16 protein-coding genes are annotated in these 17,715 nt (G+C 56.7%); 5 read left to right on the top strand and 11 right to left on the bottom strand.

Annotation, left to right across the window (positions count from 1 at the left end; genetic code table 11):
* Window positions 1-102 precede the first annotated feature (102 nt).
* On the top strand, window positions 103-777 hold the full coding sequence (locus tag ACTZWX_RS02920; protein WP_152438220.1) for a J domain-containing protein: 675 nt from the start codon (window positions 103-105) through the stop codon (window positions 775-777).
* Here ACTZWX_RS02920 and ACTZWX_RS02915 read toward each other — a convergent pair.
* From ACTZWX_RS02915 to ACTZWX_RS02900, 4 genes are all read right to left on the bottom strand, one after another.
* On the bottom strand, window positions 754-1,752 hold the full coding sequence (locus tag ACTZWX_RS02915; protein WP_444712673.1) for a bile acid:sodium symporter family protein: 999 nt from the start codon (window positions 1,750-1,752) through the stop codon (window positions 754-756). The genes ACTZWX_RS02920 and ACTZWX_RS02915 overlap by 24 nt on opposite strands.
* Entirely contained in the window at window positions 1,749-2,429 is a 681-nt protein-coding gene (locus ACTZWX_RS02910; RefSeq protein ID WP_444712672.1) for a FadR/GntR family transcriptional regulator, read from the bottom strand. The genes ACTZWX_RS02915 and ACTZWX_RS02910 overlap by 4 nt, the downstream gene beginning before the upstream one ends.
* A gap of 79 nt (window positions 2,430-2,508) precedes the next feature.
* Window positions 2,509-3,993: a flavin-containing monooxygenase gene (locus ACTZWX_RS02905; RefSeq protein ID WP_444712671.1), complete on the bottom strand. Its 1,485-nt coding sequence runs from the start codon at window positions 3,991-3,993 to the stop codon at window positions 2,509-2,511.
* 74 nt (window positions 3,994-4,067) lie between these two features.
* Window positions 4,068-4,976 (bottom strand): LysR family transcriptional regulator, encoded by a 909-nt coding sequence (locus ACTZWX_RS02900; RefSeq protein ID WP_444712670.1) that lies wholly within the window; start codon window positions 4,974-4,976, stop codon window positions 4,068-4,070.
* Between the two features lie 116 nt (window positions 4,977-5,092).
* On the opposite strand from ACTZWX_RS02900, the gene ACTZWX_RS02895 reads away from it, so the two are divergent.
* Complete coding sequence (locus ACTZWX_RS02895) at window positions 5,093-6,703, top strand: NADH-quinone oxidoreductase subunit L (protein WP_444712669.1); 1,611 nt, start codon at window positions 5,093-5,095, stop codon at window positions 6,701-6,703.
* Complete coding sequence (locus tag ACTZWX_RS02890; RefSeq protein WP_444712668.1) at window positions 6,700-9,093, top strand: YbcC family protein; 2,394 nt, start codon at window positions 6,700-6,702, stop codon at window positions 9,091-9,093. The genes ACTZWX_RS02895 and ACTZWX_RS02890 overlap by 4 nt, the downstream gene beginning before the upstream one ends.
* A 3-nt stretch (window positions 9,094-9,096) precedes the next feature.
* Here the strand turns inward: ACTZWX_RS02890 and ACTZWX_RS02885 are convergent, their stop codons facing one another.
* The 7 genes from ACTZWX_RS02885 to ACTZWX_RS02855 form a co-directional block, all read right to left on the bottom strand.
* The gene (locus ACTZWX_RS02885) at window positions 9,097-10,218 is read right to left on the bottom strand and encodes a sulfate/molybdate ABC transporter ATP-binding protein (RefSeq protein WP_444712667.1); all 1,122 of its coding nucleotides are present in this window, start codon (window positions 10,216-10,218) and stop codon (window positions 9,097-9,099) included.
* 1 nt (window position 10,219) lies between these two features.
* Window positions 10,220-11,077 carry a sulfate ABC transporter permease subunit CysW gene (gene cysW, locus ACTZWX_RS02880; protein ID WP_444712666.1) on the bottom strand — a complete coding sequence of 286 codons (858 nt, stop codon included), beginning with the start codon at window positions 11,075-11,077 and terminating at the stop codon, window positions 10,220-10,222.
* Window positions 11,078-11,932: a sulfate/thiosulfate ABC transporter permease CysT gene (cysT, locus tag ACTZWX_RS02875; protein ID WP_444712845.1), complete on the bottom strand. Its 855-nt coding sequence runs from the start codon at window positions 11,930-11,932 to the stop codon at window positions 11,078-11,080.
* Window positions 11,933-11,959: 27 nt separating this feature from the next.
* Complete coding sequence (gene cysP, locus ACTZWX_RS02870; protein ID WP_444712665.1) at window positions 11,960-12,964, bottom strand: thiosulfate ABC transporter substrate-binding protein CysP; 1,005 nt, start codon at window positions 12,962-12,964, stop codon at window positions 11,960-11,962.
* 122 nt (window positions 12,965-13,086) lie between these two features.
* Window positions 13,087-14,055 (bottom strand): beta-ketoacyl-ACP synthase III, encoded by a 969-nt coding sequence (locus ACTZWX_RS02865; protein WP_444712664.1) that lies wholly within the window; start codon window positions 14,053-14,055, stop codon window positions 13,087-13,089.
* 132 nt (window positions 14,056-14,187) lie between these two features.
* Window positions 14,188-15,243 (bottom strand): NAD(P)-dependent alcohol dehydrogenase, encoded by a 1,056-nt coding sequence (locus tag ACTZWX_RS02860; protein ID WP_444712663.1) that lies wholly within the window; start codon window positions 15,241-15,243, stop codon window positions 14,188-14,190.
* Window positions 15,244-15,330: 87 nt separating this feature from the next.
* A complete protein-coding gene (locus ACTZWX_RS02855) occupies window positions 15,331-15,612 on the bottom strand; it encodes a YebG family protein (protein ID WP_061333413.1) in 282 nt (93 codons plus the stop codon).
* Window positions 15,613-15,766: 154 nt separating this feature from the next.
* Between ACTZWX_RS02855 and ACTZWX_RS02850 the strand changes: the two genes are divergently transcribed.
* Window positions 15,767-17,230, top strand: a complete 1,464-nt coding sequence (locus ACTZWX_RS02850; RefSeq protein ID WP_444712662.1) for a malate:quinone oxidoreductase — start codon at window positions 15,767-15,769, stop codon at window positions 17,228-17,230.
* A 21-nt stretch (window positions 17,231-17,251) separates the two neighbouring features.
* Window positions 17,252-17,713: a methyltransferase family protein gene (locus tag ACTZWX_RS02845; protein WP_444712661.1), complete on the top strand. Its 462-nt coding sequence runs from the start codon at window positions 17,252-17,254 to the stop codon at window positions 17,711-17,713.
* Window positions 17,714-17,715 lie beyond the last annotated feature (2 nt).

The following is a 17,715-nucleotide window of genomic DNA, read 5'->3' as shown; positions in this document are numbered from 1 at the left end:
CGAGCGGACTGATTTTTTGTGATTCTCCCTGAATCCTAGGGGAGAACGATTGATTTGTCTCTACAAAGATTACAGATTTCACAGATCCGGAGTGACTGTTTTATGAATTGCTGGGACATCCTTGGCATCGAGCCAACCGGAGATCGCGAACGCATTCGGCAGGCTTATGAGCGCCAGATGAAATTTGCCTCGGACAACGAGGCCCAGGCGCTGGAGCAGGCTTTCAGGGAGGCGACCGGTGGCATGCCGGCCGCCAGCGCTGCCGCCCAACCTGAGCCAGTCGCCCAAGAAGTCCGCCGAGAGCAGACTGAGGAATCCGGGGTTGAGAGCAACGCAGAGCGGGCGCTGGACGCCCACGAAGCCCAGGTTGTCCGCGAAGTGGTGATTCAGATTAAAGCCCTGATGAACGACAACCAGCGCCAGCAGGATGCTGGTATCTGGAAGGCCATCTTGTGCGAACCGCCTGCAGACCAGTTACCGCTACGCAGGGAAATAGCCAAAAGCCTTGAGCCCCAGATCCGCCCGATGGCAGAGAACGGCAGTTTTCCCCGTCCGGTGGCGCAGTTTCTGGGTGATTGGTTTGACTGGTTCAGCGTTCGGGAAGCAAGCCATGAACCAGACCCGCGAAATTACCCGGATGAAGAGGTGTCCAGGGAGCAGGCCAGTGCCGATCAGGCAGACCAACCACCGCAGATGGTGAATTTCTGGCCTGCCGTTATTGGGTGGATCGTCGGCCTGGTTATCCTGGCAACCCTATTCGGAGGCATGGGCGGCTGACGCCCGATCGATTTTCGCTCGATACTTCTGGGCCAGGATGGCCCCGACGATGACCTGAATCTGGTTGTAGCACATGATCGGCAGCACAATCATGCCGAAGCCCGGATGGCCAGAGAACAGCACTTTGGCCATTGGCAAACCGGATGCCAGGCTTTTCTTCGAACCACAGAACACCACCGCGGCTTCGTCTTCCAGACTGAAGCCCAACTTTCTGACCATAACCATCGCCACCAGCATGAACAACCCAAGCAAACCGACGCATAGAAGAATGGTCAACACCACGGCCTGAAGCGGCAGGTTCTGCCATAGGCCGCTGACCACCGAGTGTGAGAATGCCGAATAGACGATAATCCAGATGACACACTGGTCGTACCGGGCCATCAATGATTCATTGCGTGAAAGAAAACCTCCCAGCATTGGCCTGAAGGCATGCCCTACAGCAAAGGGCAGCAACAGTTGCAGAACAATGTCTTTCAACGCTTCAGCCACGGCAAACTCCCCGGTTCCCGAAGTCGAAACCAGTAAAAGCAGCAGGAACGGAGTGAGCATCATTCCGAACACATTAGACGCTGCAGCGCTGCATATGGCGGCAGGCACATTGCCTCTGGCCATGGCGGTGTAGGCAATGGACGACGACACCGCTGACGGAAGTACGCCCAGATAGAGAAATCCCAACCCCAGATCCCTCGGCATCCATTCCGGCATAAGGTTGCTGAGCCCATTAATGGGCAATACTGCCAGGGGAAAGAACACGAAGGTCAGGGTGGTAATCAGGATGTGCAGGCGCCAATGGGTGGCGCCGTCGATAATCTGCTGTCGGGATAGGGCTGCACCATGGAAAAAGAACAGTAGGGCTACAGCAATGGTACCGGTGGTGGCAAGCATGTCCGCGGCCTGCCCGGTAACCGGCAGGAACGACGCCAGGACGATGGCACCGAGCAATAGAAGGGTGAACGTATCGAGACGGAATTTCATGGCTGATTCTGCCGGTTAATCACGTCAAGGCTGGGGGAGAGCAGGGCGCGCGAAAGCATTTCTGCCTTGGCTGGGTCCTTTCGGCGGATGGCTGCCAGCAGAAGTTCGTGGTCTTCCTGGCTGGGTTCTGGCAGGTCGTCATCGCGCTCCGTACGTTCGATTGTCTGGCTGACGGCGTGTGAAAAATAATCATAGAGCTCGATCAGAGCGGAATTGTGGGAAGCCCGCACCAGGGCATGGTGGAACCATTCATCATGGTGGATTCGATCGGTGAGGTTGTCGCCAGCACTTGCCCGTGCATCCAGTGCGTCGCTCATCGCTTTCAGATCGAGGTCTGTACGCCGGGTGGCTGCCAATCTCGCCGCCTCGGTTTCCAGCATCAGTCGCACCTCAAGCTGCTCCACCAGTTGGCTGCGGGCGATACGTCGAAGTGTTTCCCCTGCATCACGATTGGCACGTACGTAGGTGCCATCACCCTGTCGGGTTTCCAGCATGCCCACATGCACCAGCACGCGAACGGCCTCGCGGATGGTGTTGCGGCTGATGCCCAGGGCTTCAGACAGCTCGGCTTCAATCGGAAGTCGGCTTCCTACAGGCCACTGGCCGTTTTCGATGACGCCCCTCAGGCTTTCGATCGCGGTCTCCACCAGGGAGCCTTTTTTGATTGGCTTTAACATTTCCGATCACCCAGACAAATGATGACCCAATCATCCTATGTTTAGCGTTGAACTGCAACCGAGTGGTTACAGCAGAGGACTAACGGCCTGCTTCAGGCTCCAGAAACTGGTAATCAGCTGTGTCTGTGGCGCGGGTAGAGAAGCGATAACTGAAAGTGAACCCGGGCCAGTTGATGGTGTTACGGCCGTGTTCATCCAGATACCAGGAGGTACATCCGGAATCCCAGACGCTGTTCTCAAGGCTAAGCTGGACCACCTGGCAATAACGGGTTTGCCGATCTCCCCGCACTTCCATGGCAGCCCCTGGGTATCTGGCCAGGGAACCAAGTGAGCTGATGATATATCGGAACTGGGATTCCAGCATAAACAGAATCGAATTGTGGGCCAGATTGGTGTTGGGCCCATACAGCATGAACAGATTCGGAAAGCCATTCACGGTAATGCCTTTGAACGCTTTGCTTCCGTCTGCCCAGGCGTCGTTCAGGGCAACACCCTGACGACCAGTGATCTTGATGGGTGACAAAAACTCCGTGGCCTTGAAGCCGGTTCCGAAAATAATGGCGTCGACCGGGCGGTGTTCTCCGGTGGCGGTCACAACGCCGGTTTCATCGATTTCAGAAATCCCCTCAGTGATCAGATTCAGATGCGGCTGGTTAATGGCCGGGTACCAGTCGTTGGAGATCAGAATCCGCTTACAGCCGATACGATAGTCCGGAATGATGTGCTTCAGTTTGTGGGGGTCGGTCACCCATGCCTGTGCTTCCTTCCTGGCCTGTCGGGCAAAGATATCCAGTAGCCGGTTGAACCTGGTAAAGGCAAGCCCGCGGGACTCGTTCTTCCAGTAGATCATGGCCCGGTAGAGCCTGTCCCAGGCCGGCAGTTTCCGGAACAGTGATTGCTCAAGCGCGGTAAATGGGCGGTCGGCTTTCGGCAATACCCAGGCAGCGGAGCGTTGATACAGGTCCAGCGCTGCAACTTTTGGAGTGATCTCCGGAACAAACTGGATGGCGCTTGCGCCGGTGCCGATCACCGCAACCCGCTTGCCGGTCACATCATAATCGTGGTTCCAGCGCGCAGAGTGGAAGCAGGTACCCTTAAAATGGTCAATGCCGGGTATGGCGGGTATGGCAGGGCGGTTCAGCTGCCCGGTGGCCGTGATCAGCACATCAGCTCGATATTCATCGCCCGATTCAGTACCAACTACCCACTCATTCGACTGGCTGTCAAAGCTGGCCGTGGCGACGGCACGGTAGAACTCGATATGGCGCGCCAGGTCGTACTTCTGAACACAATGCTCCATGTACCCGAGTATTTCGGCCTGGAGGCCAAACTTCCGGCTCCAGTCGTGTTTGGGCTCAAAGGAGTAGGAATAAAGGTGCGATTGAACGTCGCAGGCCGCGCCGGGGTAGGTGTTGTCTCGCCAGGTTCCGCCAACGGCACCTTCTTTTTCCAGCAATGTGATTTGCTCATAGCCGGCCTTTTTTAGCTGGATGGCCATGCCGAGCCCGCCAAATCCGGTGCCGATTATGATGACAGAAGGTTTTCGAGGGGCGCGCGATGTCATGGCTACTTCCTGATCTTGTTGTATTTTTACGCCCCATGACTATAACGGCCCCGGCGCCGCATCAAAAGACCAGTTCAACCAGAATCATTGTCCGGAAAGGTCAATAGTCGTTCCGGAGGTTGAGCCATTAACTCCTGAAGGGCCGGAGACTCAAATTGCCGGCGAATACGAATGGCATAGAATTCTTCGAACACGCCCGGCAACGCACCGTAATCCCTGAGTTCGCCTTTGCGCAATTCGTCACGCACAACCACCGGGGGCAGGATGGCGAAATGCCCGCTGTCTCGAGTCAGCAGGCGCATCATCGCCATGTCGTCCACCTCAGCCAGCATAATCGGGTGGATCTGGTGGTACTCACACAGCTGATCGAAAGCCTGCCGGATATTGCTGTCCTGGCCCGGCACGATCAATGGTTGGTCATGCAGCATGTCAGGAAAGCCGACCCGGGATTCGGCGGCCGCCGGCCCGATAATGCTGACAGGTTGCCTGGCAATACGCCGGGATAGCCAAGGGGTTTCGTCGTCACCGTGAACGGGTTGATTGGACAGAATAAGATCCAAACGGTGGGCCGATAGTCTTCGTAGCAGATCTTCCAGGCTACCGCTCTGGAGCTTGAGCCCCAGATCCTGGCGGCCGAGCAATGGCCGAAGGAAGCCTTCCTGGAAGTTTCTTGACAGAGTTGCTACCGCGCCAACCTTGAGCACCTCCCGATTGGTCTGGCGCCCGGTTCGGAAAAGGGCTTCCAGTTCCGCGCCCTGGCGAAAAATATCTTCCGCATAGGTAAAGGCCACGCGGCCGGCTTCGGATAGTTTTAGCCGCCGCCCCTCCCGGATGAACAGCTCATGGCCAAGACTGTCCTCGAGTTTACGGATCTGACCGGACAGCGCAGACTGGGATATATGCAGCGCATCCGCTGCGCGGGTCAAATGGCCTGTGCTGGCTACTTTCCAGAAATAGTACAAATGATGATAGTTGAGGCGCATGGATGTTCCCCGGCTTTGCCTTTGTTCTCTTTTGAAGAACAGTTTGATCTTTATAAACCATTTTATCTATGAATTCATAATCGGCAAAGTGGCTCTGTTCGCAAAAGGAGTTCGTTATGCCGACAATCACCAGCGTATTTTCTACCTCCGTCCTGGCTACCTGGCTGGCCTTGCCTATCCTGCTCCTGGCGCTGGCCGGCTTCGCCAACTGGACTCAATCAAAAACCAAGATTGACCATTGCTGGCGCCTGGCGGAGTGTTTGCTGCAAGGGCTGGTTGCGGTCACCGGTGTGGTGGGCTTTTTGCTATTGCTGAAGTCGGCGGGGCTGGATACGCGGTTGCCGGAACTGGGGGCACCGCTCGGGCTGTATCCCGATGGCCTGTCGGTATGGATGGCGCTGATGGTCAGTTTCGTCTCCTGGGTGATTCTGCGATATTCCCGGGATTATCTGCGTGGCGATGCCGCCTTCCCGGTGTTCCTGCCCTGGTTCCTCACCACAGTGGCCAGTGTGCTGGTGTTGGTATTCACCAATCATCTTCTGGTTCTGGCATTCGCCTGGATTGGTGTCAGCCTGGCCTTGCATCAATTGCTGACTCTGTACCCGGACCGGGCCGAGGCCAGGCTGGCGGCAGCGCAGAAGTTCATTACCAGCCGGCTGGGGGATCTGGCGATTATTGGTGCCGTGGTCTTTATCTGGCGCCACTACGGCAGTTTTCGTATTCCGGAGATCTACGCGTTGGCCGGCGAGGTTGGGGCATCCTCCCCTGAGCTGACGATCGCGTCTGTCCTGCTCGCGATTGCCGCTGTGCTCAAGTGCGCACAGATTCCGTTTCATGGATGGTTAATCCGGGTGATGGAAGCGCCTACGCCGGTGTCGGCACTGCTCCATGCCGGTGTAATCAACCTTGGCGGGTTCCTCTGGTTGCGGCTGTTCCCGGTGTTTGAAGGGTTTACAGCGGGTCACTTCCTGCTGTTGCTCGCGGGCGGTGTTACCGCCATCGTGGCAGTGTTCGCCATGATGACTCAAAGCTCGGTAAAACATGCACTGGTTTGGTCAACCAATGCTCAGATGGGCTTTATGCTCTTTGAAATTGCGCTGGGCGCCTACACTCTGGCACTGCTGCACTTGCTGGCTCATTCACTGTATAAGGCGCACTCGCTGCTGGCATCCGGCCGGGCGGTGCGGGCCACCGCTGTCTACTTTTCCGGCCGTCCTAGCGTGCCGCAGCTGGTACTTGCCGGGCTGGCATCAGGTTTGGCAGCCGCGACGCTGTGGTTGCTGCCCGGTCTTGTAGAGCACAAACCAATACTAGCCGCACTGCTGGTGCTCGCGGTTGCCGCTTCGGTGCTCGGTATGCCCTCCGGCAGCACAGCCCGGGCGCGAGTGTCTGTTGTCGCTATGGCGTTCAGCCTGGTCCCTCTTTATGGCCTGCTTAACCTGGTACTCGGGCCCGCGGTTACAGCCGTGACTGCCTTCGAGCTCTGGCCTGTCGCTACGCTGTTGGCGTGGTTGATGCTGGGTATTCTGGCGGTGATGTCCTTGCTCATTCTTCTCGTGCCTGACTGGTCCTGGCTGCAACGGTTGAACCTGCCGCTCAGCCAGGGTCTGTATCTGGATCAACCGTTCGAACGTGTGACACGACGCTGGGCCAGTCAATGGCTTCAGGTTGGTAAAGAGAAGAAGGGCCATGCCCGTTACGTTCTTACCTCAGGAGAATCATCATGAGTGCCACCTTGCGCATACCCGATGTTGATGAAGATCAGGCGGTTGCTCAGATCAGTGTTGCCTGTGAGCGCATTGCCCCGAGTTGGCCCCTGGATCGGTGGATTGCGGTAAACCCCTGGTGGGGCCACCGGCATCAAGGCATTGAAAACGCCGACGCCGAACTGGCTTCCCGTAGCGGGCAGAGCATGTTGATGGCCCCGACATTCTATCTGGACGCCTGGCGGGGCGGCCGTATCCAGGAAAGAGACCTGATAGCTGCAGCCCGTGAGCGGGGGGTCGACCGGCCGACAGGGTTACTGCTGGAGCAGCTGTCCCATTTGCGGCCACGTGAGGGGAAACCGGGTTTGGCACTGACACGGCTCATATCATCTGGTGGCGGTGATGCACTGTCAGAGACCACGCAATTTCTGGGGCTGCTCTGTGGCCGGTTCTTTGACCATCGACAGGGGCAGTGGCTGGTTAATGCCGAATCAACCGACCTGTACCGTTATTGGTTATCCCAGGCTGGCCCCCGAACCCTGTTGACAAAGGCGCTTAAGGCGCAACTTCCGGATGATTGGCGGAGCGCCGCGGGTTTTCTCGCGCAGACCTTACCGTACACTCCTGATCAGTTGGCGGGTGTGGTGCACTCACTGTTACTGCAGTTGCCGGGATGGGCCTCTTGGTGCCGTGGTGAAGATTGGCGGGCGGCTCTGGACGGCCTGCCATCGAACCGGTGCGCCCAGTTAGCCACCGTGTTGCTGGCCTGTGAATGGATGGCGGCGACAGCGCTGTCGGCCAAAGAGCGAGCCCAGTGGCAACAGGCGTTTTCCGGGAGTCAGGTGACCTGGCACGCTCATAACGACGACCCGCTGTTGTGGGTTTGGCATCGCGCTTATGAAATGGCATGGCAACGACAGCTGGCGGATTGCCTACAACGAACGGCAGAACAACCCCGGGGATCTCTGAACCGTATCCCTGAGGTTCAGGCTGCGTTCTGCATCGATGTGCGTTCCGAAGTATTGCGGCGGCATCTGGAGAATACGTCTCCGGAAATCGACACACTGGGCGTTGCCGGATTCTTTGGTCTTCCCGTTACCCATCAGAAACTTGGCCCGTCAGATGATGAAGCCCGACTGCCAGGCTTGCTGGCGCCTGCGTACCGTTATGTTGATACCCTGGGGAGCACATCGGCAGACCAGGTACGAAACAGGCAGCTGGATGGGCGAGAGCAGGTAAGGGAAACGGTTCGACAGGCAAAATACGGCAGCCTTTCAACCTTTACGTTGGTGGAAACCACCGGACTTGCGTGGGCGTGGAAACTGGTACGGGATGGTTTTCAGAAGAACAGCAAAAACTCCGAAGAAGTTGCTGAAGGCCGGTTGTTCCAGCGCTATGGGGGAGATCCGTTATCAGACTTTGAGCGGGTTAATCTGGCAGAAGGCCTGCTGAAATCCATGTCGTTGACTGGTGATTTTGCACCCTTGCTGGTGCTGGTCGGCCATGGTGCCCACACTGATAACAACCCGAACCAGGCCGGGCTTGCCTGTGGCGCCTGTGGCGGCAAGAACGGCGGTGTAAATGCCAGCATTGCGGCCCAGCTGCTGAACGACCGCAGTGTGCGCGCCGGGCTGGCAGATCGGGGTATTGTTCTGCCAGAGAGTACTTTGGTTATGGCCGCGGAGCATTGCACGGTGACTGACCAGGTGCGCCTGCTGGGAAAAACGGCGATACCCGCAAGTCATGAACGCATCGCCAACCAACTGGTGCAGAGCTTCAGCAATGCTTCGGCAGCCACGCGTCGTGAGCGGGCAGCTATCCTTGGCCTGAACGGTCATTCCGATACGGCTCTGCTGAATGAACTTAAAAAACGCACTCACAACTGGGCTGAGGTCAGGCCTGAATGGGGGCTGGCAAATAACGCTGCCATGATTATCGCCCCCCGGCACCGCAGCCGGGCGATCAATCTGGCTGGCCGCTGTTTTCTTCATGATTACAGGCCGGAGCTGGATGTTACGGGGGCTGTGTTGTCTGCCTTAATGTCAGCACCGATGGTGGTGGCAAACTGGATTAATCTTCAGTATTTCGGATCGGTTAGCCAACCGTCACTCTATGGTGCCGGCAACAAGCTCTTGCATTCTGTTATAGGTGGAAACATCGGCGTTGTCGAGGGTAACGGCACGGATCTTCGCATTGGGTTGCCCTGGCAATCCGTTCACGACGGTGAACGCCTGCGCCATGAACCCATGCGCCTGACTGTGGTGATTGACGCACCAGCAGAACGGATTGAACAGGTACTGCAATCCCAGGACGACGTCAGAGCCCTGGTTGAAAACCGGTGGCTCTGGCTCTGGCGGATGGGTGAGCAAGGCCTGCAGCAGTACTCGGATGGCCGCTGGCTGGCGGCCTGAGCTTTACATGTTGCTGGCGTTCGCCGCCGTGGTATAGGCCCAGTCAACGGATTTTGGCTGGGCACTATCGGCAACGAACAGGTGGCCGATGTCTGGCACCGCGTACCACAGTTCACCCCTGCTTGGGTTGTGGCGGGCGAATTCGTTGTGGCTCATGCCAACTTCCCAGATCTCGTCACTGTTCCAGCCCACCGGCACAAGCTCTATCCGCACTTCCGAGCCAATCAGACTGATGGCTTCGATACGCAGCGGTAAACGGGCGTGAATCGCTGGCGCCCGGGCAAGGTGGACCTCATGGGGGCGCAAGTACAGCTGGGCTTCCTGGTCAAACTTCTGCCCGGGCAGAGACACCCAGGCATCCCCCTGAACCAGCTTATGATTTTTCACGACGCCGGAGATCACATTGACATGGCCCAGGAAGTCGAACACAAACCGGCTTTCGGGCCGTGCGTACAGATCGGTAGGTTCGTTGACCTGTTCCACCTGTCCCTGGCTCATGACCACCACCTGATCGGACAGCTCCAGGGCTTCTTCCTGATCGTGGGTGACGAAGATGCTGGTAAAATGGAACTCGTCATGCAGCGCCCGCAGCCAGCGGCGAAGGTCTTTACGCACTTTTGCGTCCAGAGCACCAAAGGGTTCATCCAGCAGCAGAATGCGAGGCTGGGTGGCCAGGGCCCGGGCCAGGGCCACCCGTTGCTTCTGGCCACCGGACAGTTGCGCCGGGTAACGGTCGGCCAGTTGCGGTAACTGAATCATCTCCAGCAACTTGGCTACCCGTTGGCGAATCTCGGCTTTCGGCGGCCGCTGTTTACGGGGCAGGGATTCCAGGCCAAATGCGATGTTCTCCGCCACGGTGAGGTGGCGGAACAGGGCGTAATGCTGAAACACGAAACCGATATTGCGATCCCGCACATGAAGGTTGCTGACGTCATCGCCGCCAAACAGGATGCGGCCTGCGTCTGAGGACTCGAGCCCGGCAATAATCCGCAGCAGGGTGGTTTTACCCGAACCGGACGGGCCCAGGAGTGCGGTCAGTTTACCCTCAGGAATCTCCAGGGAGACGTTATTAAGGGCCCGGAAGCGGCCGAAGCTTTTGGAAATCCGGTCGATAGTGATGCTCATATCAGACACCTCCTTTCTCGGGCGTCAGGATCGTTGGGCGGGATTGGCGCCACTCTACAAAGGCTTTAACAATTAGGGTCAGGATGGCTATGGTTGCCAGCAGGGCGGCACTGGCGAAGGCACCTACCACGTTATAATCTTGATAAAGCAGTTCAACATGCAGCGGTAAGGTATTGGTTTCACCGCGAATGTTACCTGAAACAACCGACACGGCACCGAATTCACCCACGGCGCGGGCATTGGTCAGTACTACGCCGTAGATCAGCGCCCACTTGATGTTAGGCAGGGTAATCTTCCGGAAAATACGCCAGCCAGACGCACCCAGAACCACGCCGGCTTCTTCTTCCTCACTGCCTTGCTGTTGCATCAGCGGGATCAGCTCGCGGGCAACGAACGGGCAGGTCACAAACACGGTGACCATGACAATGCCCGGCCAGGCAAACATCAACTGGACATCGTGGGTGGCCAGCCAGCCGCCGAGCCAACCGTTCCGGCCGTAAAGCAACAGATACAGCAAGCCGGCGATTACCGGTGATACGGCAAAGGGAATGTCGATAAGGGTCACCAGCAGTTTCCGGCCCGGAAACCGGAACCGGGTAACGGCCCAGGCGAGGGCAGTACCGAAGATGAGATTGAGTGGTACCGTCAGTGCTGCAACCAGCAGGGTCAGGCCGATGGCGTGCAGGGTGAACTGATCCAGCACGTTACCGGTAAAGGTGCTCCAGCCAGAACTGAGGGCCTGGAAGAAAATGACCACGACCGGAATCACCAGCAGAACAAGCGACACCAGAACCGCAGCACCAATGAGCAGGCGGCGCAACCAGGGTTGATCGCCAACGCGATGATGTTCAGCCGCCATCTATCGGCCCTCCAGACGGCGCAGGTATCGGCCCTGCCAGAGGTTAATGGCAAACAGCAATACCAGTGAGGCCAACAGAACAACCGAGGCAATGGCGCTGGCCGCAGCGTAGTCGTATTCCTGCAACCGGATAAATACCATCAGGCTGGTAACTTCGCTGACGTAGGGGGTATTGCCGGCAATGAATATGATGGCGCCGAATTCTCCCAGGCTGCGGGTGAAGGAAAGCGCGATGCCTGTGACCAGCGCGGGCCACAATGACGGAAAGATGACCTTGCGGAAGACCCGGCCATCGGAGGCCCCAAGGCTGACGGCGGCTTCCTCATCCGCCGGTGACAATTCCTCCAGCACCGGCTGGACAGTGCGCACCACAAAGGGAATGCTGGTGAAAGCCATGGCAACCACAATACCTAACGGGGTGAACGCCACTTCAATGCCCAGCTTGGCCAGCCACTGGCCGTACCAGCCGTTTTGGGCAAACAGGGTAGCGAGGGTAATACCTGCAACCGCGGTAGGCAGCGCAAATGGTAGGTCGACAAAGGCATCCAGTACGCGCTTGCCCGGGAAGTCATAACGCACCAGAACCCAGGCCAATAACAAGCCAAAGACACCGTTAAACAGCGATGCGGCCAGGGCCGTCCACAATGTCACCTTGTAGGATTCAACCACCCGGGGATCGGTGATCGTGAACCAGAACTGATCCCAGGTCATGCCGGATGTTTCCACCACCAGGCCAGATAACGGGAGCAATAAAACCAGGCTGACGAAGAACAACGAAATGCCAAGGCTCAGCCCGAACCCCGGCAATACCCGTTTGCTACAACCTGAAAAGCGCCGCGCTGGGGCGGCGCTCATTTGAGCGGGAGCAGACATCTTAGCCTCTTACCGACGCCGCTGTAACTGGTCGAGTTTGCCACCGCTGCTGAAATGCTTGGTCATGGCGTTTTCCCAGCCGCCAGCAATCTCGTCGATGGATTTCAACTTCAGCTCACGGAAACGGTCTGCGTTTTCCTCGATAACCTTTTGGTTATGGACCCGGTAGTTGAACCCGGCAAGCAAGCGCTGGGAATCTTCAGAATACAGATGGCTCAGGTACTCTTTTGCCAGTTCTTCAGTCCCGTTCTGGCGGGTGTAATCGTCAATCCAGGTGACCGGGAACTCTGCGAGGAAGCTAACTTTGGGCGTGATGACTTCGTACTCGCCGTTTTCAAAACGGTCCGCAATATTCAGGACTTCGGATTCGAAGGTCAGTAGTGCATCGCCAATACCACGCTCAACAAAGGTGGTGGTGGCGCCACGACCGCCGCTGTCAAACACCCGGACACTGCCCAGGAAGTCAGCCAGGAACTGGTCGATTCTGGCTTCGTCGTCACCAAAGGTATCCTGGGCGTACCCCAGTGCTGCCAGATAGGTGTAACGGCCATTGCCGGAGGTTTTCGGATTCGGCATCACTAGGGAAACATCATCACGAACCAGGTCATCCCAGTTCTGGATGTTCTTCGGGTTGCCCTTGCGTACAAGGAACGCCATGGTGGAGTAGTAGGGGGAGCTGTTGTTCGGTAAACGCTCGGACCAGTTTTCCGGGATCAGGCGTCCGCGCTCATGCAGGATGTCTATGTCGGTGACTTGGTTGAACGTGGCCACATCGGCCTTGAGGCCCTGAATGATGGCCTGCGCCTGGCGGGATGAGCCAGCGTGGGATTGGCGAATATTGACCGTTTCACCGGTTTTTTCCTGCCAGTGCTTCTGGAACTCCGCGTTGTAGGCCGCGAACAGTTCCCGGGCGATGTCATAGGAAGTATTGAGAAGCTCGCGATCAGCCGCCAGCGCTGGCTGGGCGGAGAGCAGGGCTGCGCCCAGAGCAAAACCTTTAAGCAGTTGTTTCATCAGACGCTCCTCAGAACCGGAAATAGTGAATCTGAGAAGCAATCTAACAAAGTTTTTTAAGAACCAAAAATACTAAAAGAAAATAATAATAGCGCTTTCGGGAATGAGGGCGCCGCGCCTGATCAGTATTTCAGCAATGCGGAGCCCCAGGTGAACCCTCCGCCGAAGGCCTCCAGCAGAACGGTTTCACCCCGTTTGATACGTCCATCCCGAACGGCCTCATCCAGTGCCAGGGGAATGGACGCTGCGGAGGTGTTGCCATGGCGATTAACAGTCACCACAACCTGGTCCATGGACATATCCAGTTTGCGGGCCGTGGCGGCAATGATGCGCAGGTTTGCCTGATGTGGTACCAGCCAGTCGATGTCGGATTTTCGCATCTGATTGGCCTGCAGGGTTTCATCCACAATCTGGCCAAGGGTGTTTACCGCAACCTTGAACACCTCGTTGCCTTTCATTTCTACAAACGCATTGCCTGCCTTGATGACATCGAAGTGGTTAGATACGCCGCAAGGAACGTGTAGCAGATCCTCGTAGCGGCCATCGGCGTGGAGGTGAGTGGACAGAATTCCGGTTTCTTCGTTGGCCTCAAGAATTACCGCACCGGCACCATCACCGAACAGGATGCAGGTGCCCCGGTCTTCCCAATTGATGATTCGGGAGAACACCTCAGCGCCGATGACCAGTGCCTTCTTACTGGTGCCGGTTTTTATGAACTTCTCAGCCGTTGCTAGGGCATAGACAAAACCGCTGCATACCGCCTGGATATCAAAGGCGGGGCATCCCTGAATACCAAGCCTGGCCTGGAGAATACAGGCACAGCTAGGGAAAACCTTATCCGGGGTGGTGGTAGCAAAAACAATAAGGTCAATATCCGTTACCTCAATGCCTGCGGCTTCGATGGCTCGCAGTGCGGCCTGTTCTGCCAGATCAACCGTGGACTGGCCGGGCAGGGCGATGTGACGCTGTTCAATGCCGGTGCGCTCACGAATCCATTGATCAGAGGTATCCACCTTCTGTTCAAGGTCACGATTGGTAACGATGTTGTCCGGCAGGTAGGAACCGGTTCCGGCAATACTTGCAAAAGTCATGCGCTGTGTCCAGGGTCGATAACGGTAACAATAGACCCATGCTAACCCTTTGCAACCGGATTGGTTATTAGCGGATTGTCAAAGACCACCCGGGCGACGCAATGCCAACCCGGGGTCTTGAGTTGGCTTTAATCAGCCCTGCTTGAGGGTGTTCATATCGATCACGAAGCGGTACTTCACGTCGCTCTTTTTCAGCCGATCGTAGGCGTCGTTGATGTTGCGGATGTCCAGCATTTCCACGTCACAGGTAATGTTGTGCTCAGCGCAGAAATCGAGCATTTCCTGGGTTTCCGGCATACCGCCAATCAGCGAACCGGCTACCACCCGCCGTTTGGTGACCAGCAGGCCCGCCTGCAGCGCGGGTTCCACGGGCGTCAGCAGCCCCACCAGAATATGGGTGCCATCGTATTTCAGGCACTTGAGGTAGGGGTTGAGATCGTGGGCCACAGGAATGGTGTCGAGCAAGAAGTCGAACGAATCCGCAGCGGCCTTCATCTGGGCCTTGTCTGTGGAAATGATGACGTGATCAGCACCCTGCTTCTTCGCCTCCGCCACTTTGCTTTCTGAACGGGTGAAGATGGTGACTTCCGCCCCCATGGCCTTGGCCAGCTTCACACCCATGTGGCCCAGGCCACCCATACCAAGAACGCCCACTTTATGGCCCTTGCCAACTTTGAAGTGCTTAAGCGGGGAGTAAGTGGTGATACCGGCACACAAGAGCGGTGCAGCGCTGGCCGGGTCCAGGTTTTCCGGCACGCGTACCACGAAACGATCGCTTACCACGATGTTCTCGGAATAACCGCCATGGGTGACGGTGCCATCGTGGCGATCCAGGCTTCCATAGGTCATGGTGGAGCCTTCTATACAGTATTGTTCCAGCCCGGAATCGCAGGCGGAACATGTACGACAGCTATCAACCATACAGCCTACGCCCACCAGATCGCCGGGCTGGTAACGGGTAACATCCCGGCCTACGGCAGTGACACGGCCAATGATCTCGTGACCAGGAACAACGGGATACTGAGAGCCGCCCCAGTCGTTCTCGACGGTATGCAGGTCACTGTGGCAAACGCCGCAGTAATCAATTTCAATGGCGACGTCGTCTGGTCTCAGTTCGCGCCGGTCGAAGGAGTAGGGCGCCAGGCCGGAAGTAGGGCTTGATGCAGCGTATGCGCGGGTGTTGGCCATTAGAAACTCCTTGCTGGATAAATATGACGGTGTACCGAATCTGTTACGGTAACATTGATTTTCAGACCAGTGAACGAACGCTCCTTTCTAATCAGCCGGAGTCTCGGCTTCAGCCAGGATCTCTGGTTTCTTCAATGCTTTCTGGAACAGGTCCTTGTTCTCTGCAATCAGCAGGGCGCATTGCTCCGCCAGTTGCTCCGGCATATCCGGGATTTTCTTCTCAAACCAGAGCTGGATATTCTCCGAGAGCTCCAGCATTTTATCGCGGGCATCAGCTTCGGCTTTGGAAGTGAAAAGCATCGAGTCGGGATTCTTGAGTGCCATTTCGAGTCCGTCGCGGTCTGAGTAGAACAAAGATTGAACAGCCATTAAGAAGATTCCTCGCTGTTTATGGATGACTGTATAAATATACAGTCCCATAGTAGCCTATTATGATCTCGTTATCGAGCCCTCTGGAATTATGTTAGGTTCTGGGAAGATATTTCAGTTAAAGACACTCAAACGGACACAGGCGGCTATCTCTATGAAAGTAACCATCATCGGCGCAGGCATTATGGGAACGACGTTTGCCATCCTGGCAAAGGAACTGGCCCCGGAGCTGGACGTAACCATCCTGGAACGCCTGGACCAGGCAGGGGCGGGTAACTCCTGGGCATTCAACAATGCCGGCACCGGTCACGAAGCCAACTGCGAGCTTAACTACACGCCGGTGGATGAAGAAGTTATTTCCGTTGAAAAGGCCCTGAAGATTCACGCCCAGTTCAACGTAGCGAAGCAGTTCTGGGCCTACCTGGTTGATAGGGGGGCCATTAAAGAGCCGACCAGCTTCATCAACCAGACCAGGCACTGCACTATCGTTTCCGAACCCTCCATCGATGAGCTGAAACTGCGATTCAAGGAAATGTCCGCGCATCATTTCTTTGAGCATATGCAGTACTCCGAAGACTTCGACGAAATCAAAAGCTGGATTCCCCTCACCATGGAGGGGCGCGCCCGTGACGAGAAGATGGCTGCTACCGTCATCGAAGCGGGTACCGACGTAAACTTTGGCACCTTAACGGAACTCATGGCGGATTACGCCGTGAATGAGCTGGGCGTGAAGATCGAATATGGCGTGCATGTTAAGCGGGTGCATCGCAGCCCCGCGGGCAGTTGGCTGGTGGAAACCCGGTCCCGGGGCGCGCCAGTTCAACACCGGGCGGACGTTCTGTTCGTGGGTGCCGGCGGAGGCGCCTTCCCGATTCTGAAGAAAAGTCACCTGCCGTTCGCCCGTCGATTTACTGGCTTTCCCGTGGGTGGGCGTTTTCTGCAGGCCAGGATTACTCCGGAACAGGCCGACCATTACCGGGCCAAAACCTATGGAAAAGCAGAGGTGGGAGCGCCGCCGATGTCGGTTCCGCATCTGGATTTACGGGTGGCTGATGGCCAGCATTACCTGTTGTTCGGTCCGTTTGCCTCGTTTAAGCCCGTATTGGAAAAAGGCAGGGGATTTGTCGATTACCTTCGGGCCATGCGACTGCACGATATTCCAGGACTGCTGAACGTCGCCCTTGAGCATTTCCCGCTGGTGAAGTATCTGATCTCCGAAACCTTCAAAGGCGATAAGAGCATGCTGGCGGCCCTCGACAAGTTTGCCCCCGGCCTGAGCCAGAAGTTTGACTGGAAGCCCATAGAGGCGGGGCAGCGGGTACAGATCATCAAGGATGGTGACTTGCAGATGGGCACAGAGATTATCGTGTCTTCTGATAAAACCTACGGCACCATACTGGGTGCATCTCCGGGTGCTTCGGTATCTCCGGAGGCGATGCTGCGGGCGCTTGAGCAGTTAATGCCCGCTATCGTTGAAAACGATGAAGCCAAAGCGAAACTGAGAGCCATGTTTCCGGAAGATAATCTGGACACGCTGATCAACAACCCCGAACGGTATCGGGAGGTGCGGGATGCTGCCAATACATCACTTGGCATTACTTCAAAACTGCCCGGTTAAAAACGTGGAAGGGAATGACAAGTGAATGTGCTTGAACTCAAGGTTCCACCGATTATCCTGACGCTTCTCTTCGGGGCTGCGATGTGGGCCGTTTCCCGGGTGCTGCCCTCCGGTTACTTCGCCTTTCCGGGGCGGCTGGTTCTTTGCGCCATTGTTTTGATGGCCGGTGCAAGCATCGCGTTACTGGGCGTTCTCGCGTTTAAGCGCGCAGGCACAACGGTGGATCCACGCACGCCTCACCAGACCAATAGCCTGGTGGTCAATGGTGTTTATCGCCACACCAGAAACCCCATGTACGTGGGATTTCTGGCGATTCTGGCAGCTTGGTGGCTTTATCTCGGCAGTGTGTTCGCCGCATTGTTGCTTCCGCTCTATGTGTTATATATGAATCGCTTTCAGATCAAGCCCGAGGAGCGGCATATGCGGGCACTCTTCGGAGAGCAATACAACCAGTATTCGGCGGAAGTTCGACGCTGGTTGTAACA

Origin of the sequence: Marinobacter sp. NSM, assembly GCF_052380025.1 — a bacterium.
Taxonomy (GTDB): domain Bacteria; phylum Pseudomonadota; class Gammaproteobacteria; order Pseudomonadales; family Oleiphilaceae; genus Marinobacter.
The sequence above is the reverse complement of the archived record's forward strand: the minus strand, read 5'-3'. Positions and strand labels throughout refer to the sequence as shown.